The sequence below is a fragment of the Ruminococcus sp. genome (assembly GCF_016283395.1).
The window spans coordinates 19,211-39,657 of the sequence record NZ_JAEEMU010000057.1; the positions used below are offsets into that span (position 1 = coordinate 19,211).

Below are 20,447 nucleotides of genomic sequence, written 5' to 3' on the forward strand. Positions count from 1 at the left end.
TCCCTTCGCTTATTGCCTGTTATAATAATCTATCCCGCCGTTCGGACGGAAATACGTTCTTATATATCCGTCTGTGGAAAGGATAACAAATTCATTCGTATCTTCTATATAGTAAACGCCGTCACCGTCCTCGGCTTCGGTCTTATGAAGAGCTTCCGAGTTATTGATAACATCGCTTGCTCCCTTTTCGTATTCCTTTGCGGTCTCATAGCCGAAATCATCGTAGAACTCCGCACCGTGCTTCTCGAAATGCTGGTTCAGAAGCTTGGCATTACGGAAATGATACTCAACATATGTACCGTCATCGCTCTGGAATACAGACTCTGTCGCGGTAGTAACATTTTCAGTTTCGGCAGAGGTAGTCTTTTTATTTGACTTGTTGTTCTTTTTATTTTTAGTAGTGACAGTTTCGGTGGTCTCTGCCTCAGTTGTGACGTTCTTTTTGTCTTTCTGCTTTTTTGTTGTAGCAGTCGTAGTCGCAGGAGCTGTTGTGGTCGTTTTAACGTTTTTGTTTTCTGTTGTTACTATAGTGACAACAGGTCCGTCGATATATTTTGCCTCGTTATTGTCACCGCAGCCGCCGAAAAGTGAAGCCGATAAAACTGCTGTAGATAATACGGCAAATATCTTTAGTTTATTCATATCATTCCTCCTGACTTCAGTTCAGAATAATTCTACATTACAATTATACAGCAATACGTCAAAAATAGCAAGAGAAATCTTAACATCAGAAAAGCTTCCGTTCAAGGAAGCTTCTGTTTTTTCATTATGCTCTGACTGCGCGTATATCGTAAGTCAGCTCAAGGTCCTGATCTTCACATTCGCTGTAAAAGCTGCTGACGATACGGTTTGCAACAAGGTGTCCGCCCTCATCATCAGCACCTATGAGCAGAACGAGCATCTTATTGTCTCCGCAGACTGTTGCCATATCTCCGCGTCTGAGGCAAAGCTTTACCGCATGGGACAGTGTACTTATCTCATTCCTGCAAGACATTGCATCACAGTTTTTACTGTCCTCGATAGTGAGTACAAGTACCTGTGCGTTCTTTTTAGTGCGCTCAAGTATCCTGCGAACGAACTTGTATATATTTTCAAAATCATCTGTGCATACGTAAAACGCTCCACATTCTGCGTCCTTCATTCTCATAAGGCTGTCGAGGTTTATTATTCTCTCCGAGCAGCAGTTAGATGCCGTTTTCAAAAGCGATACGACCCTGCGCTGTATAAGCTGAGGGCAAGCTGGAAGAAGTATTATATCATCAAAGCCGAGTGTGAAAAGTATCTCCTGATCTTCGCAGCTTCTCTCAGATGTGACCGCAGCCGCAGGTATCCTGCAAAGCTTTTCCGAAGCACTGATATTCTCCATTAACGTACCTATCGCTCCACCGCAGTACTCCTCAGAAACAAGCAGCACATCACAGTCTGAAAGCTCACTGATATCAGCAGCAACTATAAAATCCATTGTTTCGCCTATGGAAAATTCCCAGAATCCGAATTTGTTCGGACTGTCTATGATACCTGCTTTCATAATATTCCTCCGTTAATAATTCGTTCATACCGTATTATAACATATTTCATTTTAAGTATCAACTATCGTTTAACACAAATTTTCATTGTTTTTTTATGCTATAAATGACAAAAACAGCGTTTTATAAGTTTGCTGCGCATACAGAAGCTTGATGGTCATCTATTGAGGAGGACCCTTTTGAAAAAGGGTCTCTCCTCAAACTCCTCCCCTAAAACTTCCTGTTTTATTTTTTCTCAGATAGGGCACACCCAAAATAAAAAAGCCCTGCAATAATGCAGGGAGTGCCATATCCGAGAAAAAATCAGATAAAAAGTCTTTGGAAAAGGGTTTGGGGAAAAGCCTTTCTTCAGAAAGGTTTTCCCCAATAAAAAACTATAAACTTTTATATGTGTATCATACTTGTGAAATGCTGTTTATATCAGTTAGCAGCGTTTTCTGCGGCAGCGGCAGCTGCTGCGGCTTTCTTTGCTTTTCTTCTTATACCGAGGTATGTCTTTCTGAATACAAATCCGATGAACAGCTCAGCTACTCCTATTGCGATGATAAGCAGTGTAAACGGCAGGAGCAGGTTTTCAGCAAGGTAATATCCCACCTTATGTGTGAATGTGAAGCCCATTGCCGAACCGATAAGTATCGCAAGTCCGCCGAGAGTGAAAAGTGCTCCTGTAAATGTGAATATAAAGCCGAAAAATCCTGTAACGTGCTTTGCGCGCTTGTCAACTATAGCTGCTATCCAGATGAGGAAAAGCAGGAAGAATGCAACGATTATTCCTATTGTTATGTAGGAGAATACGAAGCTGAGCCTGTCTACAGGGAATCCCACTTTTCTGTTCCACTTTCTTATGCTGAGGGAATCAGTGAAATTGTCTTTATCAAGGTTCTTTGCTATGAGTTCATAATCATCATCATCGAAGTCATAGTTGAACTCCTTGACTGCTGCGCCCTTATTAGCCTTAATGAAATCGTTTACAAAGTCCTCGGAAGTAATTGAAGGATCACTTCCCTCGCCGTCTATGATGAAATCGAGGTAATTGTCAGCAATTCTGCCCATATACTCACGGAAATCAGTGTTGAGCATATATCTCTTGAAGCCTGCTTCATCGGCATTTCCTCTTGTTGCTGTTCTGAATCCCATAGAATCATAGAAGGTCTTTGAAAGCTCCTTGCCGTCATACTGAGCAGAAAGAACTGTCTCACCGTCAAGCTTTGCGGCTCTCTTTCTTATGACATTTCCGTTAGCTCCGAGCTTTACTGCAAGGAGGAAGCTGCAAAGCATGAGGAAAAGTATAGTAAATATTGATACGATAGATGCTCCGAAGATACGTCCGCCGCCGACTTTTTTGCGAGCCTTTGGCTTGTCCTCCTGAACAGGCATTGGTGCAGGCACAGGCTCTACAGGCTGTTCCTGAGGCTGCGGCTGATACTGAGGTGTATCGTTCACAGGCGGCTGTACACTGTCATTGATGCTGTACTTAGGCTCATTTGTATACTGGTCTTTATTTGCATTTTCCGAGCCGTACTCAGGCTGTACGGGTATCTTCATGGTATCGCTGTTGTCATTGAAGCTCTCGGGAGCACTTATCTCAGGTGCAGGAGCTTCCTGCTTCGGGAACTCCGCAGGCTTCTCAAAGCTTGTCTCGGCAGGCGGTATCGGTGAAGGCTCGGGAATTGGTGACGGCTCAGGTATATCTATCTTCTCGGTAGTGCTGAGTATCTCCGTTGGCTCATCATTGAGAAGATTTACCTGCTCCTGTGTGAGACTGAGCGTCTCCTCATTGTCAGCTATTACTTTTTCAAGATGTGGTAAAATAGAAGTCTTTTCATTGTCCGTATCCGTATCAACAGATGATACATCGTTTATGTCTTCGTTTTTTTCTTCTGCAAGCGAAGCTCCGCACTCTGTACAGAACAGAGCGTCCTCGGGAAGCTCACTTCCGCATTTTTTGCATATCATAATATCCCTCCTGTAAATAGGTCAAATGGTCAAAAGTAATACTGTTATCATTATAAGTCATACCATTAAATATGTCAAGTAAAAAAACTGTTACATAAGATTACATATCGGCGATTTTGGCAAAAATTCGGATATTATGAGAAAAAGCCCTCGAATGAGGGCTTTTCTTGTTATTTCTTCAGATAATCAGTAAAACTCAGAGTTCCGCTTGAAGAACTGTAAGCATAGAACGAAAGTACCTTTGATGCGTCGATAGAGTCTATCTTGCCGTCACTGTTTACATCGCTTGCAGCGACCTCAGTCGATGTAGGTGAAGCCTGTCCTGTTGAAAAGACTGCATATGAAGCAAGAATATTCGATGCGTCTACAGAATCTATCCTGCCGTCACCATTAACATCGCCAAGTTTTGTAACGTGTGTTCCGTCACTGAGAAGTTCAAAATTAAAATTGTATTTATCCGCATACGCCTGCGCTGTAGAGTCCTCATAGCCGTATATCGTACCGCTATACTTAGGAACATACTTTGAATAACGCTTTTTGCCTTCCTTCCATTCCACTCTTTCAGTGTCATTGGATATGGAATAGTAGACTCCCGATACTAAATTGCAGTCAGGATTTTTTATGGTTATGGACAGCAATCCCGAGCACTTTTCAAAAGCACTTCCTTCTATTGCAACAATGGTATCGGGCAGGATAATGGATTTTATCCTGTCATCGCCGTAAAAGCACTGGTAAGCTATCTCTGTTACAGGCAGACCGTTTACTGTGTCTTTTATTACGATCTCATCGGTCATCACCTTTGCAAGCAGGCTCGCCAGCTCGCTTTCAGCCTCTTTTGCCTTATCTGCCCCCTCAGCGATAAGAGCTTCGAGTTTTTTTATTATCGGATTTTTTACAACTTCGACATGATCGTTCAATATGTGGTATGAGATGAGGGGAAAATCATCACACTCAACATATTCTTCTTCGGGAGCTGCTGCACTTATATTCAGCGGCATACATACCGCCAGTGCGCTTACTCCTGCAACTGCACCTGTTATAATCTTTTTAATATTCATAATCATACCCCCTTATGATTTATCAATATCTTTCTAACTACATTATATAAATCGCATATCACAATGTCAATAGATTATATATTAAATAACTAAAAAAATTAAAAAAGCCCTATTATCGCAATAATTATATAATAATTTATGCTATTTTTTGAGAGTCCCCTTATGAAAAATGGAGCCCTTTCCTCAGAAAGGGCTCCCAGATAGATCAATATAAACTTCTATATCAGCACCACGGTTATCGGGTGCTTTAACAGAGCTTTAGTTCTTTGGCTTTTCGCCTGTAACAACAGTATCAGCGAGTTCGGCAAATTCACCTGACGGTGCAATTCCCTCAACTTCCATAGCATTTGAATCATAGTATACCCATACGAGCATACCAGCCATACCCGGATTGTTCTTGAGGTTTATGCGGTAGCATACTTTATCCCCCGGCTTTGCGGAAACATTGTCACCGTAAGCAACAAAGCCTGTTTCTGATGAAACGTCCTGAGCCTCGATGCTGCCGCCAACTCTGATATTACCCTGCATTACCTTATCAGGCACGAGAGAATCACCATTGATAGTTGAGAAATCAGGGATAAATCTTACAGCATAGTCTTTCTCGGGGATATTATCCTTGAGTCTGAAGTTTACCTCTATGAAATCATCGTTGAATACATAGTCCTTATTCTCTGCAATGTCTATCCAGAAGCAGTATCTGCTGTCTATGTTGCTTGCATAGCCGTCATCAGAAGTCGTTTCTTCTGTTGTAACGGCTTGTCCGTTTTCGCCACTTAATGACCACAAGCTGCCCCACGGATTGTATGAAGATCCCCAGATCCATGGAGATGAAGAAGCAGATCCGGGAGCATCTGTAATTTCTGTATCCGAAAACTCACCGTCAATAACTGCAGATGGGTTAGTATACCACAATTGCCACGGCCCCCACAGGACTTCATTATCCCAAAGCCCACTTTCACTCCATGTATTCGAATCAGGATCCCATTTTCCCCACGGAATATCCTCACTAAATTGATCGTTCCAACTCAATGGATATGAAGGATCAAATCCAAGATCTTTTGCGTTTTCGTCCCACCATGAAACAGCCTTATTGCATATCTCCTCGATGAAAGCCTCCAGTGATACCTCTGTATCGGCTATAGACTGATTTGCATAGTAAGAAAGGATAAGCGAAGCATCAAGTGAATTCACCTTGCCGTCCTTGTCAACGTCGCAGATCTCAAGTATCTCATCTGTTATCTCTTCACCGTTCACGGAAAGATCAGCGTATAAGCTGAGTATATATGAAGCGTCTATTGAATCAATAATACCGTCGCCTGTAGGGTCGCCCAGCTTTGATAATACGTCAGCTGATGCGGTCATAGCCGAAACAGTCATAGCCGCTGCCATTATTCCTGACATTGCCCCTGCCAGAAGTTTTGTTTTTTTCATAAAAAATCCTCCTTTATGAATTGTCCTATACCTGATACTTATATTATAGAAAAAAACACTTATTATGTCAATAGCTCAGAAGCCTTTTTCTTTAAGTTCCTTTACTATTCCCACATAAAACTCTCTTACATCAAAATCCTTTATGTTCTCGCGGTTAAGGTCTATGATGTCGCCGTGAGTTATTCCCCTTTTACCGTGTGACTCGGCAAAAATAAATTTCTCGCCCCATTTCATTGACTCTACGGAAACAAGTCCGTCATTAGGTCCGTCGAAATACTTCACGAAACTATAGGTCAGATTTAAGGGAAAACGTCCGCCCATAGCCGATACCGAACGTGAGCCTACGCTCTGGTAATACACGCCCTTAACGTCCTCGCATATGCTGTTCATCCGTTCACACGCCGAAGCAGTAAGGTCGGTAACTGCCGCAATGAAGTCGGGCTTGGTGTCGCCAAGCTTTTTAAGAGCAGCATTGTATTTGTCGGCAAGTCCGTTCTTGAAGCTCTCAGGCACTTTCGACAGCAGATAATCTGCGAACTGGCAGCCTCTGTGAGGAGTATTTATAGTTGTAAGGCTTGCCACCTTATCGCCTGCTCCGAGCATGGATATGGCATATCTCGAATCGAGTCCGCCCTTGGAATGTGCAATGATATTTACCTTGCCGCACTTTTCCTTTGCAACTATCTCGTCTATCTTCGCTTTAAGCTCAACGGCGCAGCCTGCAACAGAGTCCGCTGACTGCTGACAGCCGTAGTATATCTTTGCGCCGTTCTTTTCCAGTGCCTGGGGTATCCTTCCCCAGTAATTGAAAGCTCTCACGTCGCGGAAGAATACCCCGTGTACCATGAGTATGGGATATTTCGTAGCGCATACTCTTTCCTGTTCACGGGAACGATCAAGAGCAAGCCTGTCACATTCCGTCCTGTATTCAGCGTCAGTGAGCTTTATCATCTTTAAAAGGATAATAACGTTTATCACGGGGATAAAAGCAAATATCATGCCTAATACTCTCCATTTTACGCCTATCTGCACAGAGCTTGTATATATCCTTAAAGCCGATACCAGAAACATAAGTGCAAGCAGGATAAACGCTATGATGCAGTTTATGGTGAGGGTAAGTCCCCATTTTCCGCTTACTGCATAATATATGCAGCCTGCTATCTCAGCTGTCACATCAACAAGGAATATCTTCATCAGGTGGCTGCCACGGTGCATACGACCAAGCCTGCCGCCCTCCCTTGACTTGCATGGGAATACACACAGCACAAGTACAAAGGCTATACCTGCGATTATGGCAAGGACTTTCACTGCTCCGTGAAGATACATAAGTGAGACTGCATATATATTAACTGCACAAAAGGCAAGCATCATTTTTGTTAAAAGAGCCAGTATTTCCATATATTCCCCTCTCATACAATTCTTATCCGATACATTATCGTATCACACTAAGATTATACATCTAAGGGGATATTTTGTCAATAAAACAGCCAAAGCATTTCTGCCCGACCGAAAAGGCAGAAATGCTTTGAAAAATCCCTTATATCATGTTGTTTTTTGAATATATCTTATGATTCCTTACTTTTTGACTTTATGCTGTTATAAAAAAGTGTATATCTTGGATCATCGGTGTGGAAATAATAAGTAGAGTTAATGAGATTGATCTCCATATTGCCGTTTTTATCTATGGAGATATGATCAGAATACATTAGATCATCGCCAAAGTTAATATCACTTTTCTCATCAAATTCTGAAACGTCCTGTCTTTCCCACATGAATGATCTCAAGTTTGAACTCATTTCTGCCAATTCTTTTTTGTTTAATGATAAAGTTCCGGCACTATAAACATCTATACCATCATCAGGATCATTACGGTATACGTTATAACACGACTGATCGCCAAGTACCAGCATATTTTCAATGAACCAGTCCGATATCTCGAAATCTCTCATAGACTGTCCGTCAATATCATCCACATAAGCTTTTAAAGCTTCATAATCTCTATTGCTTATACTAAATCTGTTGCCTCCCTGCAAAGTGACAAGATCATTGTCATTTACTATAATGACCTGATCACCGATAGCTATTTTGAAAGTATTCTCGTTTTCTGCTAATTTTTCATCAGATATCGAATATTGAACCGAACCGTCAGGAAGATTTTCCATATAGAAGAGATCATCATAGTAAGTCCAGTCACAGGTATCAAGTATGTCGGCAAGTTTAGTATACCACGTAGAAGCAACACAATATGCTTTTTCTATGCCCTTTTCTTTCCTGATAATAACAGCTTCTTCATGTTCAAGCTCTATCGGACACTTTTCAAGCCACAAATAGCTGTCGTTTTCGCTAAGTGCAGCCTTTACCTCGTCATATATGCGCGGATGATCTTTACAGCGATACTTACTTATCTCTTCTCCATCTACGCCGTCTGTAGTCTTACTGATATATACAAAAGCGTCTCTGTACACGCTTATCAGATAATGCTCTCTGCCGTTTTGCAGTTTGAGTGTGATCGGCTCTTCATCGGGATCTTCATCAGGTTCTTCCGTACACTCGCTCCACAAAGGCTCATTAAAGACCAGTGAAAGAGAAAACGCCTGTATATCCGATACATTTCCACCACTTCTCAGAGTATGGTATTCTGCGCCTGCAAAGCTTGCCTTTATACCGCAGAAATCAGCATTTCCGCCTGTTCTTTCCGCAAGAAGCATACTGAGAAGCTCATAATATGTTCCCTCAGGCAGAGAATACGTATAATAATCGTAAGAATTAAAGATCACTTCAGGGATAAAATCCTTTTCTTCTTCCAGTTCTTTTCCGCTGGTGTCTTTTATTATCCTTCGTGTCACATATGCATTATCATCAGACTTTATAACGACTTTATAATTATTGATCGAAAAGCTGACTCCTGAATAAGAGTACATATAACTCTCTTTATACACCGTATCTTTTTCAACTTCTAATTCTTTCCATTCAATACTTTCAAAATAATCACAAAGCTTCTTTGCTATATCGTCATAACCCACAACAGTCGCATTAATGACTCTGTCGGTTGCATTGAATACTGCATCATGGAGCGGAAGTGTAGCAAAGGGGAAATGGCAGTTACGTTCATTATATATCCTTTGCTCGCCATGAGGCTCTATACCGCTTCTTTCACTGTATTTGTAATACGCTCCGCCGCCGATAGCTCCTGCACATATAACAAATGCCGCAGCTATTGCAAGTCCGCGAAATCTCTTTGGCTTTATTACGTCAACATGAGTTACGACGTCTTCGTACTCATCTTCTGTTTTTTGCTCAATTCCTGCAAGCTTTTTCTCCATTTCTTCGCAGAATTTACTGCTGAGCTGAAGCTCATTCAGAGCGTCTTTATAATCGTCTCTCCGCATGACTCATCCTCCTTTTCAAGTTCAGCTCTTAACTTTTCCCGTCCCCTTTTCAGTAATGAACCAACCGTGTTCTCGTTCTTTTCTGTTATCTCGGCTATTTCTTTTATGCTGTAGCCCTCATAATAGTAAAGGAATATGACCTCGGCATACTTCCGCGGAAGCTCCGATATCTGTCGGCGCAGTTCGCGCCCTTCGGTGCTTATCTCATATATAGCCTCGGACTGTTCCAGCTCGTCGATAGAACAGGTACGGCTGAAGCGAAAGCTTCTCCTGAGATTTTTGCACTTGTTTATCGTTACCCTAAGGAGCCACGCTTTAAGGTGTTCATCGTCATTAAAGGTTTTGGGAGATGTGTGTAATGAAAGGAAAACGTCCTGAACTATGTCCTCTGACTCGGCATAGCTGCCGCAAAACGCAAAGGCTGCGCGCAGAACTGTGTTTCCGTATTTTCTGAATGCATATAATGCAGTACTGTCATTATTCATTGCTGTGACCTCCTTTCATATATAACACACATGAGGAATGAGTAATTGTGCAGAGAGTTTAAAAATATTTTTATTCTTCGTCGTCGGTGAATTCCAGTATATCACCCGGCTGGCATTTCAGTGCCTTGCATATGGCGTTAAGTGTGGAGAAACGTATTGCACTTACCTTGCCTGTTTTCAGCTTTGACAAATTAACATTGCTTACCCCAACACGGTCGCTGAGCTCGTTAAGGCTTATCTTTCTGTCCGCCATTACGCGGTCAAGTCTTAAAATTATCGACATATGCGCTCACCTCATAAAGTCTCGTCAGACTCGATCTGGAGAAGCTTGCCGTAGCGCATTATCTCGGCAAAGAACAGGAAAACTACAGCTCCGAATACTGAAAAGATCGAAGAGAATAATGCCGATATGAACGACATACCTGTGCTGTGCCTTATCAATGCAGTGATGATACTGCCGATAAGTGACAGTGCGGCTATAACTCTGACTGCTGTTATATTGTCGTTTGTAAACGGTCTGCCGCTTCGGAATATCCTGTAGAATATGACCATCTCAATAATAAATGTTGACGCATTGAAAAGCATATTGACAGTGTTTGGCAACATCATCTTAAAGGTTTCAGGAGACATTTTTTTAGAGGTTTTGTATTCCATTACCGCCATCAGCACCGAAAGAACTGTCTCTATAGCAGCTATTATCATTACAATGAGGCTGCTTCTCTTTATCATGGCTTCTACTTTCGTTTTATTCATATTGATCGCTCCTTAAAAGTATTTGTTCGTTATCAGAACATAGAGTTACTCCGTTTCTGTGACTAAATGATAGCACAGTCATTAATGTTTGTCAACAGTTTTTTATCGTTTATCATTAAATATTGTACGATTAAACATAAAACGACAGCTTATTTACGCAATTCATTGTATATTTCGCACGATAATTATTTATCGTTTATCATTAAATCTCTTCAGAAGTTTTTCAGTTTTCAGTCATTTTTCACAGTTTAATTATAGACATAAGCCGTAAAATATGGTATAATATAAGTGAGATAAATCATAATTTTGCAAAGCAAAATTATGATAGTGATTAGTTATTAGTGCTTAGTGATCAGTTTTTTCTTGTACCATTGATAACTACAATTCTATGCACTTTGCACTACTCACTATCCACTCAAATCAAAATTCAGCAAAGCTGTATTTTGATTTACTAAAGGAGGTTTTTCAATGAAAATGACTTTTATCGGTGCAACTCACGAAGTTACAGGAAGCTGCACTTATATAGAAGCCTGCGGCAAAAAGTTCCTTGTGGACTTCGGTATGCAGCAGGGAGAAGATATATTCGAGAACGTTCAGATACCTGTTTCACCTTCAAATATCGACTTCGTTCTCCTGACTCACGCCCATATTGACCACTCAGGTCTGCTGCCTTTGCTCTACTCGGGCGGATTTCAGGGCGAGATACACGCTACGGAAGCTACTTCAAACCTTTGCAGCGTTATGCTCCGCGACAGTGCCCACATTCAGGAATTTGAAGCAGAATGGCGCAGCCGTAAGGCTGAAAGACGCGGCGAGCCTAACTACGAGCCGCTCTACACTATGGAGGACGCTCTCGGTGCTATCGAACTCTTTATACCTCATCAGTACGAAAAGGAAGTCGAGATATGCGAGGGTATAAAAGTCCTCTTCCGTGACGCAGGTCATCTCCTCGGCTCTTCAAGTATCCTCCTCACTCTTACTGAAGACGGAGTTTCAAAGACTATCGCTTTCTCAGGCGATATCGGCAATATCCACCAGCCCCTTATACGCGACCCACAGCATTTCGCTGAGGCTGACTACGTTGTAATGGAGTCCACATACGGCAATCGTGTCCACGACCGCCCTACCGATTATACCACATCGCTGGCAAAGGTGCTGCAAGAGACATTTGACCGCGGAGGAAGCGTTATCATACCGTCATTTGCAGTCGGAAGAACTCAGGAAATGCTCTACTTTATAAGACATATCAAGTCTGAGGGACTTGTAAAAGGTCACGACGGCTTCCCTGTTTATGTGGACAGCCCTCTCGCAAACGAAGCTACCGACATTTTCGTAAACAACCGTGAAAGCTGCTATGACGAAGAAGCTCTTTCATTCGTTCGTCAGGGCATCAATCCTATAGGCTTCGAGGACCTTATCCGCACAGTTACAAGCAACGACTCTATCGCAATAAACAGCGATGAACGCCCGAAGGTCATCATTTCTGCCAGCGGTATGTGTGAAGCAGGACGTATCAAGCACCACCTCAAGCATAACCTCTGGAAAAAGCAGAATACTATCCTCTTTGTCGGCTATCAGGCAAGCAACACCCTCGGTCGAAGCCTTGTGGAAGGCGCAAAGCGCGTCAAGCTCTTCGGCGAGACAGTCAAGGTCGCTGCCCGTATAACTCAGCTCCCGGGTATAAGCGGTCACGCTGATGTGAACGGACTTCTCGAATGGGCTAAGTCAGTTTCGGGAGTTCAGAGATTTTTCATCAACCACGGTGAAGCAAGCTCTGCTGAAAGCTTTGCACAGCGTCTGAGAGATGAGCTGGGCAAAGATGTTTATGTACCGTACAGCGGTGCTGAATTCGACATTGCCGAAAATGTCATAACCATTGACGCTGAGCCTATACCAGTACCAAAGAAGAAAAACACCGCAAACTTCAGTATTGCCTACAGCGACCTCATTGCCGCTTCGGACAGACTTTCAGCTCTTATCAAAGACTCGGAAGGAAGAACAAATGCTGATATGCGCCAGCTCACAGAAGCTATCCATAAACTCTGTGACAGCTGGAAGCTGTAATGCGGTGCTGTAACAAGTGCGGCGCAAAAATACACGACAATTCCTATCTCTGTCCCATATGCAGAAATATGAGCGACACTGACAGAAAAAAATTCATTTTTTCAAGTACTATAATTTATTTATTCGTTTTCATCATATCCGCTTTTCACGCTGTTTATTACATTTATAACGGCCCAAAAGAGCTTATCAGACTTAACGACCTTGGTTCAGACTACAAACCGCCTACTGACTTCATAAACCTTGCACGAAATGAACTGCCGCTGAATTATATCACAGTGGTGATAATGTACTGCATACTTCCTGCTGCTTTTCTGGTATTCACGATACTTGTAAATATGAAAAAGCATTATCGCCTGCTGATAATATTTCCCGTGGCAGGTATAGCGACAGAAGCTGCTCAGCTTGCACAGCAGTTCCACAACTATGCTGCTGTTGTAAAAAGAAACCTTTCTTACCTTTACAGTGTAATAGGTATGGATATCCTCTCAGCTCTGCTTATCACTGTATTCTTCATCGTTATGATAAGAATGATACTCAACGGGTATTCCATATCACAGAGCAGATGGCTGATAGTAGCAGGTTTTTTCTTCGTATTCTCGCGTCTCATCATAAAACTAACATTATATGACGATGACGAGCTTATCCCCTATTTCAGAGAATTAAAAGGATATCTCCTTTTCTCGGCTACATTGCTGAACGTGAAAAAACGCTACATCACAAGCAAATCTTTATAAAATTATAGCCCCGAAGCTATCGCTTCGGGGCTTGATTATTATCATTATCTTACTTGATAACTCTTACCTTGATAACACCGTCAACTGCGTTGATCTTGCCTTCAACTGTTGGAGGTACATCACTTGTTACATCGAGCATTGTGTAAGCGAAGTCTTTCTTACTTGCGTTTACCATGTTCTCAATGTTTATTCCCTCGTTACCTACTACTGATGTGATAGAAGCAATAGTTGTAGGTACGTTCTTGTGAATGATGCAGATCTTTGTGCCTACAGCATTCATAGAAGCGTTAGGAAGATTTACGCTGTTCTTGATATTACCGTTCTCGATGTACTCGATAAGCTCTTCTGCTGCCATGATAGCGCAGTTGTCCTCACTCTCAGGTGTTGAAGCACCGAGGTGTGGGAGAACGATAACGTTCTCAACGCCAAGAACTACATCATCAGCAAAGTCTGTTACATACTTAGCTACCTTACCGTCTGCAAGTGCCTTAACTACAGCCTCGCTGTTGATAAGCTCGCCTCTTGCAAGGTTGATAAGACGAACGCCGTCCTTCATCATTTCGATCTGCTCAGCGTCGATAGTGTTCTTTGTCTGTGGTGTATATGGCATATGTATTGTGATATAATCACTGTTCTTGTAGATATCGTTGATATCTGCAACGATCTTTACAGAAGGCTCAAGGTGAAGAGCTGCACCTACTGAAAGGTATGGATCGAAACCGATTACCTTCATGCCGAGTGCCTCAGCAGCGTTTGCGATCTTACCGCCGATAGCACCAAGACCGATGATACCGAGAGTTTTGCCTGCGATCTCAGGACCTGCAAACTTTGACTTGCCGCCTTCAACTGTCTTAGGAGCATCAGGTGTGCCCTTCAGTGAAGCAGCCCACTCAGCAGCCTCAACGATCTTTCTTGAAGAAAGAAGAAGTGCGCAGATAGCAAGCTCCTTAACAGCGTTTGAGTTAGCACCGGGAGTATTGAATACACAGATACCCTCCTGTGCGCAGCGTTCAACAGGGATATTGTTTACGCCTGCACCTGCACGAGCGATAGCAAGAAGGTTGTCGCCGAACTGCATATCGTGCATCTTTGCCGAACGAACCATTATAGCATCTGGATTAGCGCAATCCTCAGATATAGCATACTTGCTCTTGTCAAATACATCTGTTCCGACTTCTGATATCTTATTTAATGTCTGAATCTTGTACATTTCAGTAAACCTCTTTCTGTTTGATTTTGAAATGCATAATTAAGAATTCATAATTCATAATTGCGGAGCTCGCTACGCTCGATATCTCAAGTATAACACATCACTGTAATTATGCATTATGCATTATGCATTATGAATTATTACGAGTTTTCTTCCTCGAACTTTTTCATGAAAGCAACGAGCTTCTCAACGCCCTCGACAGGCATAGCATTGTAGATAGAAGCTCTCATACCGCCAACTGATCTGTGACCCTTGAGGTTCTCAAAGCCTGCTGCCTTTGACTCAGCAACGAACTTCTTGTCGAGCTCTTCATTGCCTGTGATGAAAGGTACGTTCATGAGTGAACGATCCTTCTTCTCAACTGTGCCCTTGAACATCTTGCTGCTGTCGAGGAAATCGTAAAGGATCTTAGCCTTCTTCTCGTTATGAGCCTTCATAGCCTCGAGTCCGCCCATCTTCTTGATCCACTTGAATACCTTGCCGCATACGTAGATGCCGTAGCATGGAGGTGTATTGTAGAGTGACTCGTTATCAGCCTGGATCTTCCAGTCCATCATTGTAGGTGTGCACTTGAGTGCAGGACCGTCAGCGATAAGATCTTCACGAACGATGATGATCTGTACGCCTGAAGGACCAACGTTCTTCTGAACGCCGCCGTAGATAACGCCGTACTTTGTTACGTCAACAGGCTCTGAAAGGAAGCATGAGCTTACGTCAGCAACGAGCTCGTGACCCTTTGTGTTAGGGAGCTCCCAGAACTTTGTTCCGTAGATAGTATTATTCTCGCATATATATACATAGTCAACATCGTCAGGGATGTCGAGATCAGAGCAGTCAGGGATATAAGAGAATGTCTTGTCAGCAGATGAAGCAACTCTTACTACGTCGCCGTACTTCTCAGCTTCCTGAGCAGCCTTCTTTGCCCACTGACCTGTGATGATATAAGCAGCCTTGCCCTTCTTCATAAGGTTCATAGGTACGCCTGCAAATACAAGTGAAGCACCGCCCTGTACAAAGATAACCTTGTAGTTGTCAGGGATATTCATAAGATCACGGAGATCCTTTTCTGCTTCCTTGATTATCTCATCATATACCTTTGAACGGTGAGACATTTCCATTACGGACATTCCGCAACCCTTGTAATCCATCATTTCCTCTGCGCACTCCTTGAGGACTTCCTCAGGAAGAACTGCAGGACCTGCGCTGAAGTTATAAACTCTGCTCATTGTAAATACCTCCAAGTTAATATATAAAATAAAAAGCAGTATTCGCCATACAATATAAATTATACTCTTTTCGACCTTATAAGTCAAGACATAAAATCGAAATTTTTCTATAAAGGTAATATTCCACAAAAAATGGTAGGGCAAATTTGCTGCTCATTATGAGCTTGTCCGCACAGTGCCGCATTTCAAGGCATTTTTTCAGTATTAAAGCACTTTATTACCGCAGATACTCTCCTGTGCCTGATATAAAAGGCTGCTGTTTATACAGCAGCCTTTCAGCGGTTTAATAACTTTTGAGTACTAAAAAGTCCTTTGAACAAACCCAACCATTTAAACCTTTAAAATAAAACCATGTTACTTTATTATGATCCTTAGCAGTTTTACTTATCTTGTAAGTACCTACTTTATAAGCAATACTTTGCGTATTTATTACTTTTGAATTTGTGTTAGGACTTTGATACATTTTGGCTTGAGAATTAAACATTACCTTTACATTTACATCTTCCAATTTTAAACGCACATAACTCTCATAAACAAAACCATCATACTCCTTTTTACCGTCATACCACTTTATCCAATACCATTTTTCCTGAACACCATGTTCTTTATTTTTAATTACTACCTTTGTAGCCAAAAAGCTCTTTCCAAGATCGCTGATAACTGCTATTTTCTCAGTTTTTCCATTTGGACATTTGTAAACAGTTGTATTTAAGAGCAAGTATACTTCTTTATTGTATTTTACATAAATACCACCTTCATATCCAGGTTCTACCTCGGCAGCTACAGCAACGGTATCATTTGATACATATTCAGCTATCGAAGGAACTGTTACTGTTCCGAGCATAGCAAATGAAGCGACGAATGATGCGATTCTTCTTTTGATGTTTGACATAATAAAAGCCTCCATAATTATTAATATTTTTGCCCGAGCAATTATATTATACAGTATATTTTCAACTATTTCAATACATTTAATTTTTATTTTAAAAAAATTCAAATAAATATTGTTAATAACTTGCTTTTGTCGTTATAACTCCATATATTTTAGTGCATTATTTCAAAACAAAAATACCGCACAGTTCTTCGTGTGCGGTATCATTCATAATATGCAACTGCAATAATTGATATATTGTCCTTGCTGCCGTTATCAAGAGCCTTTTTCACCAGCATATGAAGCCGAGTATCCAGACTTTTCGGCATTTCTATTATCTCCTCGATATCGAGCACCGAAACATAATCCGAAAGTCCGTCCGTACACAGCAGCAGCAGGTCGCCGTACTCCATTCCGCCCTCAAGCACTACAGTATCTATCTGCGGTGCCGACTTCTGATTACCGAAAACAGGGAAAATGATATTGCGGTGGACATGGTTCTTGCGCTCCTCACTGGTAATAGCTCCCTCGTCAATGAGCAGCTGCACAAGTGACTGGTCACGGGATATCTGCTTGATACGTCCGCTGCGGTAACGATAAAGCCTTGAGTCGCCAACGTTGAATGTGAGGATATTATCAGTCTCATCTACTGCAATTCCGCACAGAGTAGCCTGCATATTGTGCATTTCGGGATCAGACCTGCTGTAATCCGCAAGCTTCTGATGTATGCCGAGAAGCTCATCGTCAAGCTTTACCTCTCTGCTGTAATCAATATCGCGTACAAGCTCAAGACACATCTTTGAAGCAAGCTCGCCTGAACGCTCGCCCGATACTCCGTCAGATACAGCTGCAATAAACGGGACCGATACATTCTGTTCGGAAGAGCCTGAATCAATAACGCTTTTATTTATAAGCAGAGCATCTTCATTATGGGGCATTATACCCTTGTCTGTAACTCCGCAGCAGTAATACATCAAGTCTCCTCCTTTACTTTTATTCTATGCCGTACATCTTCATTCCGTTGCGGCAGGTAATATCAATAAGTTCCTCTGTGGGAACTCCTTTTATCTCGGCAGCCTTTGCAGCCGTGAAAGCTATCATCGAGCTGTCGCTGCGTCTGCCTCTGAAAGGCTCGGGTGCCATATACGGGCAATCAGTCTCCATGAGAAGTCTGTCCAGCGGAACAGCCTCCAGTGCTTTCAGTGCTTTCTTTGAATTTTTGAACGTAAGGACTCCCGTAAAGCCGATATACATTCCAAGCTTTAGTATCTCCTTTGCTGTTTCAGCAGATCCGCTGAAGCAATGGACTACTCCCCTCGGACGGAACTCTTTGAGTATCTCCACTGTGTCCTCGGTGGCATCGCGGCTGTGAACTATGACAGGCATATCAAGCTCAGCAGCAAGTGCAAGCTGCTCGCGGAAAAAGCGTATCTGCTTTTCGCGGTCATAGCCCTCATAGTGATAGTCAAGACCTATCTCGCCTACAGCCTTTATCTTTGGATTTGAAGCAATGATGCTCCTGAGAAAATCAAGATAATCCTCAGGTGTTTCGTCAAGGCTTTCGGGGTGTATGCCTGCGGCAGCATAAACATAGTCATACTTTTCCGCAAGCTCGGAATTTGCAGCGCAGTCTCTCATATCAGAAGCTGCAAGCATTACAAGCTCTACGCCCTTATCAGGAAGCTCGGCAAGCACCTGCTCCCTGTCCTCATCAAAGGCATGGTCTGCATAGTGTGAATGGGTATCAAAAATCTTCATCTTACTTTACTTCTTTTGCTTCTGAAAACTTCTCTTTGATGTCATCAAGGAATTTGTCGCTTGGGATAAAGTCCTCGCCTGAGATAGTGCCGTCAAGTGAGATAGCGGAAGAGATAGATTTGCCGTTTTTGAACATATTCTTCAAAGCTGCCTTGTGGTCTTTATAATCCTTAGATGTTACATTTGATTCGACCATGTTGATGATGATGCCAAAATTGTTATCCATATTATCTGCAAAGTAACCACCGTCTGTCTGGTTCAGCATTGATGAAAGGAAAGTAGCCGCTGTGAAAGCTCTCTCGCTCTCTCCGTCCTTGAACATTCTGTATGTAACGAATGTAAGAGCCTGATCGCCGTTGAGGAGCTGGCTTGAACCGTCATTCTGGAAGCCTGCGATATCAGCGTTGACAGGATAGGTAACATCACCGAAAATATCATAAACCTTCTTTGCAGCATCTGCGTTGAACTTCATATATCTGTCTATTTGCAGATCAAACACCTTTGAAACAAAATCAACAGCAGAATCAGCACCGCCGCTTCCGTAGCTTCCGTTAATGCTCTTCTGCTCACCGTCTAAAAGGTAGATAGTATTTGAAGGTATTCCTATGAACACTACCTCTTTCTTTACAGGCATTGAACGCATAAGCACAAAAGTAGGAGGACAATTTTTTTCGGGAACGTCAAGTATCAGAAGCATAGTGTGACTGTCCTCAGAGGTTATCTCATCGACCTCTCGCGGTATGGGTTCACTGATCTCCTCTTTCTTTCCCAAGTCGAAATATCGGTAAACTCCGTATGCACCGCCTCCTACGATGATAAGTCCGATAAAGATAGTGATAAGGAATGGGACAGCTATATGTCCGCTTTTTCTCTTTGCCATTTCATTGGCTCCTTTCATGTATTTTTACAGTTTTGTTTTATATGTTATTAATATCACAAAGGATATAAACTGATCGTATAAAGTTATATTCTAAAAAATATACATCGGGAAATGAATAAAAAAGTTTTCCAAAAAACAAAGTTAAAAACTTCTTGGCGCAGATACGGTTATCCACAAAGTTTTCCACATTTTCAACATGGATGAATTGCTTGTCCATGTTTAAACACACAATTCAACAGTCTGTTGAAAAAGAACAGACATTCATTAACTCAGTTTTTATTTGAGGAAAAATTATCTGAATAAACTTGCAAAAAAAGTTTTATGTGATATAATTAATAGGGAAGATCAAAGACATTTTCCATAAAAACAAGCTTTCTGCGTATGCTTTCTATATCAGCTCCGCACTCGTCAATGACGGAATATGCGTCTTCAAGACCGAAACGCCGTATCTTCAGTCCCTGACGGACTGCATAGTTCAGCGTCTGATATGTTCCCGATTTGAATGAACCTTCGTTGAAATAGGATATTACCGCAGAAGCATGATCTACCATGAAATAATTCCTGACACGGTAAAGATCGGGAGAGGTGTTCTCTCCTGTGCGGCTTTTGCCATATACTACTGTTGGATCAGTATTTGTGGTAAGAAGCATATCAGCTCCTCTTTCCACATCTACAAGTATATCCTTGTAGCTGCTGCTGAAACGCTCTGCATGGCGCAGATACGGCATAACACCGATAAGGCGTATGCTGCTGTCAGCACGTTTTTTATTGAGTATGTACTTTGCCGCCCACAGGTCTGTACCAACGGCAAGTCCGCTTATAAAGCTTCTGTAGCCGTATTCAACAGCCATGTCTATGTATCTGAACAGCATGAGCTGAACAGTGCGCAGGGTTATCCTGCTGTAAACAGGATCTTTCATATATGGTATCACGCTGCTTTCGCGGTGACCTGTAAAGCAGACAGTGCGCCCTGCGTCTGTCTCAATAGTCTCCGCAGGCATTACTTCGATACCCGAATCAAGTGAGAAAAGCATGACACACCTCGCTTCTCTGAAAAATCATACACTAAAAAGTATAACATAAATTATGCATTATTTCAAGGCGTT

At 42.1% G+C, this 20,447-nt stretch carries 19 protein-coding genes; 2 read left to right on the forward strand and 17 right to left on the reverse strand.

All coding sequences use genetic code 11. From position 1 onward, the window contains the following. Window positions 1-9: 9 nt before the first annotated feature. From QZZ41_RS14670 to QZZ41_RS14715, 10 genes are all read right to left on the reverse strand, one after another. Window positions 10-642: a hypothetical protein gene (locus tag QZZ41_RS14670; RefSeq protein ID WP_295073800.1), complete on the reverse strand. Its 633-nt coding sequence runs from the start codon at window positions 640-642 to the stop codon at window positions 10-12. A gap of 124 nt (window positions 643-766) precedes the next feature. Then, complete coding sequence (locus QZZ41_RS14675; RefSeq protein ID WP_295073803.1) at window positions 767-1,528, reverse strand: hypothetical protein; 762 nt, start codon at window positions 1,526-1,528, stop codon at window positions 767-769. Window positions 1,529-1,946: 418 nt separating this feature from the next. Continuing rightward, window positions 1,947-3,482: a zinc ribbon domain-containing protein gene (locus QZZ41_RS14680; protein WP_295073806.1), complete on the reverse strand. Its 1,536-nt coding sequence runs from the start codon at window positions 3,480-3,482 to the stop codon at window positions 1,947-1,949. Window positions 3,483-3,652: 170 nt separating this feature from the next. After that, a complete protein-coding gene (locus QZZ41_RS14685) occupies window positions 3,653-4,540 on the reverse strand; it encodes a dockerin type I domain-containing protein (RefSeq protein ID WP_295073809.1) in 888 nt (295 codons plus the stop codon). A gap of 258 nt (window positions 4,541-4,798) precedes the next feature. Beyond that, the gene (locus tag QZZ41_RS14690) at window positions 4,799-5,971 is read right to left on the reverse strand and encodes a dockerin type I domain-containing protein (RefSeq protein WP_295073812.1); all 1,173 of its coding nucleotides are present in this window, start codon (window positions 5,969-5,971) and stop codon (window positions 4,799-4,801) included. 75 nt (window positions 5,972-6,046) lie between these two features. Then, window positions 6,047-7,369 (reverse strand): triacylglycerol lipase, encoded by a 1,323-nt coding sequence (locus QZZ41_RS14695; RefSeq protein ID WP_295073815.1) that lies wholly within the window; start codon window positions 7,367-7,369, stop codon window positions 6,047-6,049. 167 nt (window positions 7,370-7,536) lie between these two features. Next, complete coding sequence (locus QZZ41_RS14700; protein WP_295073818.1) at window positions 7,537-9,360, reverse strand: hypothetical protein; 1,824 nt, start codon at window positions 9,358-9,360, stop codon at window positions 7,537-7,539. Next, window positions 9,330-9,845: an RNA polymerase sigma factor gene (locus QZZ41_RS14705; RefSeq protein WP_295073820.1), complete on the reverse strand. Its 516-nt coding sequence runs from the start codon at window positions 9,843-9,845 to the stop codon at window positions 9,330-9,332. The genes QZZ41_RS14700 and QZZ41_RS14705 overlap by 31 nt, the downstream gene beginning before the upstream one ends. 70 nt (window positions 9,846-9,915) lie before the next feature. Beyond that, on the reverse strand, window positions 9,916-10,128 hold the full coding sequence (locus QZZ41_RS14710) for a helix-turn-helix transcriptional regulator (RefSeq protein WP_072952515.1): 213 nt from the start codon (window positions 10,126-10,128) through the stop codon (window positions 9,916-9,918). Between the two features lie 11 nt (window positions 10,129-10,139). Beyond that, window positions 10,140-10,598 (reverse strand): DUF2975 domain-containing protein, encoded by a 459-nt coding sequence (locus QZZ41_RS14715; RefSeq protein WP_295073823.1) that lies wholly within the window; start codon window positions 10,596-10,598, stop codon window positions 10,140-10,142. Between the two features lie 468 nt (window positions 10,599-11,066). On the opposite strand from QZZ41_RS14715, the gene QZZ41_RS14720 reads away from it, so the two are divergent. Both QZZ41_RS14720 and QZZ41_RS14725 read left to right on the forward strand, forming a co-directional pair. Beyond that, the gene (locus QZZ41_RS14720; protein WP_295073826.1) at window positions 11,067-12,662 is read left to right on the forward strand and encodes an MBL fold metallo-hydrolase RNA specificity domain-containing protein; all 1,596 of its coding nucleotides are present in this window, start codon (window positions 11,067-11,069) and stop codon (window positions 12,660-12,662) included. Further along, the gene (locus QZZ41_RS14725) at window positions 12,662-13,396 is read left to right on the forward strand and encodes a hypothetical protein (protein ID WP_295073828.1); all 735 of its coding nucleotides are present in this window, start codon (window positions 12,662-12,664) and stop codon (window positions 13,394-13,396) included. Before QZZ41_RS14720 ends, QZZ41_RS14725 begins: the two co-directional genes overlap by 1 nt. Window positions 13,397-13,445: 49 nt before the next feature. Here the strand turns inward: QZZ41_RS14725 and QZZ41_RS14730 are convergent, their stop codons facing one another. The 7 genes from QZZ41_RS14730 to QZZ41_RS14760 form a co-directional block, all read right to left on the reverse strand. Further along, window positions 13,446-14,606, reverse strand: coding sequence for a phosphoglycerate dehydrogenase (locus QZZ41_RS14730; protein ID WP_295073831.1), 1,161 nt, complete (start codon window positions 14,604-14,606; stop codon window positions 13,446-13,448). A gap of 140 nt (window positions 14,607-14,746) precedes the next feature. Continuing rightward, window positions 14,747-15,832, reverse strand: coding sequence for a 3-phosphoserine/phosphohydroxythreonine transaminase (gene serC, locus QZZ41_RS14735; protein ID WP_295073834.1), 1,086 nt, complete (start codon window positions 15,830-15,832; stop codon window positions 14,747-14,749). Between the two features lie 283 nt (window positions 15,833-16,115). Further along, window positions 16,116-16,724: a hypothetical protein gene (locus tag QZZ41_RS14740; protein ID WP_295073837.1), complete on the reverse strand. Its 609-nt coding sequence runs from the start codon at window positions 16,722-16,724 to the stop codon at window positions 16,116-16,118. Window positions 16,725-16,927: 203 nt separating this feature from the next. Further along, window positions 16,928-17,677 carry a protein phosphatase 2C domain-containing protein gene (locus tag QZZ41_RS14745; RefSeq protein WP_295073840.1) on the reverse strand — a complete coding sequence of 250 codons (750 nt, stop codon included), beginning with the start codon at window positions 17,675-17,677 and terminating at the stop codon, window positions 16,928-16,930. Window positions 17,678-17,696: 19 nt separating this feature from the next. Further along, window positions 17,697-18,461, reverse strand: coding sequence for a TatD family hydrolase (locus QZZ41_RS14750; protein ID WP_295073843.1), 765 nt, complete (start codon window positions 18,459-18,461; stop codon window positions 17,697-17,699). 1 nt (window position 18,462) lies between these two features. After that, window positions 18,463-19,341, reverse strand: coding sequence for an LCP family protein (locus QZZ41_RS14755; protein ID WP_295073845.1), 879 nt, complete (start codon window positions 19,339-19,341; stop codon window positions 18,463-18,465). 332 nt (window positions 19,342-19,673) lie between these two features. Further along, the gene (locus tag QZZ41_RS14760) at window positions 19,674-20,375 is read right to left on the reverse strand and encodes an SLOG family protein (RefSeq protein ID WP_295073849.1); all 702 of its coding nucleotides are present in this window, start codon (window positions 20,373-20,375) and stop codon (window positions 19,674-19,676) included. Window positions 20,376-20,447 lie beyond the last annotated feature (72 nt).

Excerpts from the sequence above, each read along its gene's own strand:
- QZZ41_RS14715 (WP_295073823.1), bottom strand. The coding sequence starts at position 10,598 with ATGAATAAAACGAAAGTAGAAGCCATGATAAAGAGAAGCAGCCTCATT.
- QZZ41_RS14675 (WP_295073803.1), bottom strand. The coding sequence starts at position 1,528 with ATGAAAGCAGGTATCATAGACAGTCCGAACAAATTCGGATTCTGGGAA.
- serC (WP_295073834.1), bottom strand. The coding sequence starts at position 15,832 with ATGAGCAGAGTTTATAACTTCAGCGCAGGTCCTGCAGTTCTTCCTGAG.
- QZZ41_RS14670 (WP_295073800.1), bottom strand. The coding sequence starts at position 642 with ATGAATAAACTAAAGATATTTGCCGTATTATCTACAGCAGTTTTATCG.
- QZZ41_RS14705 (WP_295073820.1), bottom strand. The coding sequence starts at position 9,845 with ATGAATAATGACAGTACTGCATTATATGCATTCAGAAAATACGGAAAC.
- QZZ41_RS14695 (WP_295073815.1), bottom strand. The coding sequence starts at position 7,369 with ATGGAAATACTGGCTCTTTTAACAAAAATGATGCTTGCCTTTTGTGCA.
- QZZ41_RS14720 (WP_295073826.1), top strand. The coding sequence starts at position 11,067 with ATGAAAATGACTTTTATCGGTGCAACTCACGAAGTTACAGGAAGCTGC.
- QZZ41_RS14740 (WP_295073837.1), bottom strand. The coding sequence starts at position 16,724 with ATGTCAAACATCAAAAGAAGAATCGCATCATTCGTCGCTTCATTTGCT.
- QZZ41_RS14680 (WP_295073806.1), bottom strand. The coding sequence starts at position 3,482 with ATGATATGCAAAAAATGCGGAAGTGAGCTTCCCGAGGACGCTCTGTTC.
- QZZ41_RS14725 (WP_295073828.1), top strand. The coding sequence starts at position 12,662 with ATGCGGTGCTGTAACAAGTGCGGCGCAAAAATACACGACAATTCCTAT.
- QZZ41_RS14730 (WP_295073831.1), bottom strand. The coding sequence starts at position 14,606 with ATGTACAAGATTCAGACATTAAATAAGATATCAGAAGTCGGAACAGAT.
- QZZ41_RS14745 (WP_295073840.1), bottom strand. The coding sequence starts at position 17,677 with ATGTATTACTGCTGCGGAGTTACAGACAAGGGTATAATGCCCCATAAT.
- QZZ41_RS14685 (WP_295073809.1), bottom strand. The coding sequence starts at position 4,540 with ATGAATATTAAAAAGATTATAACAGGTGCAGTTGCAGGAGTAAGCGCA.
- QZZ41_RS14700 (WP_295073818.1), bottom strand. The coding sequence starts at position 9,360 with ATGCGGAGAGACGATTATAAAGACGCTCTGAATGAGCTTCAGCTCAGC.
- QZZ41_RS14755 (WP_295073845.1), bottom strand. The coding sequence starts at position 19,341 with ATGGCAAAGAGAAAAAGCGGACATATAGCTGTCCCATTCCTTATCACT.
- QZZ41_RS14690 (WP_295073812.1), bottom strand. The coding sequence starts at position 5,971 with ATGAAAAAAACAAAACTTCTGGCAGGGGCAATGTCAGGAATAATGGCA.
- QZZ41_RS14710 (WP_072952515.1), bottom strand. The coding sequence starts at position 10,128 with ATGTCGATAATTTTAAGACTTGACCGCGTAATGGCGGACAGAAAGATA.
- QZZ41_RS14750 (WP_295073843.1), bottom strand. The coding sequence starts at position 18,461 with ATGAAGATTTTTGATACCCATTCACACTATGCAGACCATGCCTTTGAT.
- QZZ41_RS14760 (WP_295073849.1), bottom strand. The coding sequence starts at position 20,375 with ATGCTTTTCTCACTTGATTCGGGTATCGAAGTAATGCCTGCGGAGACT.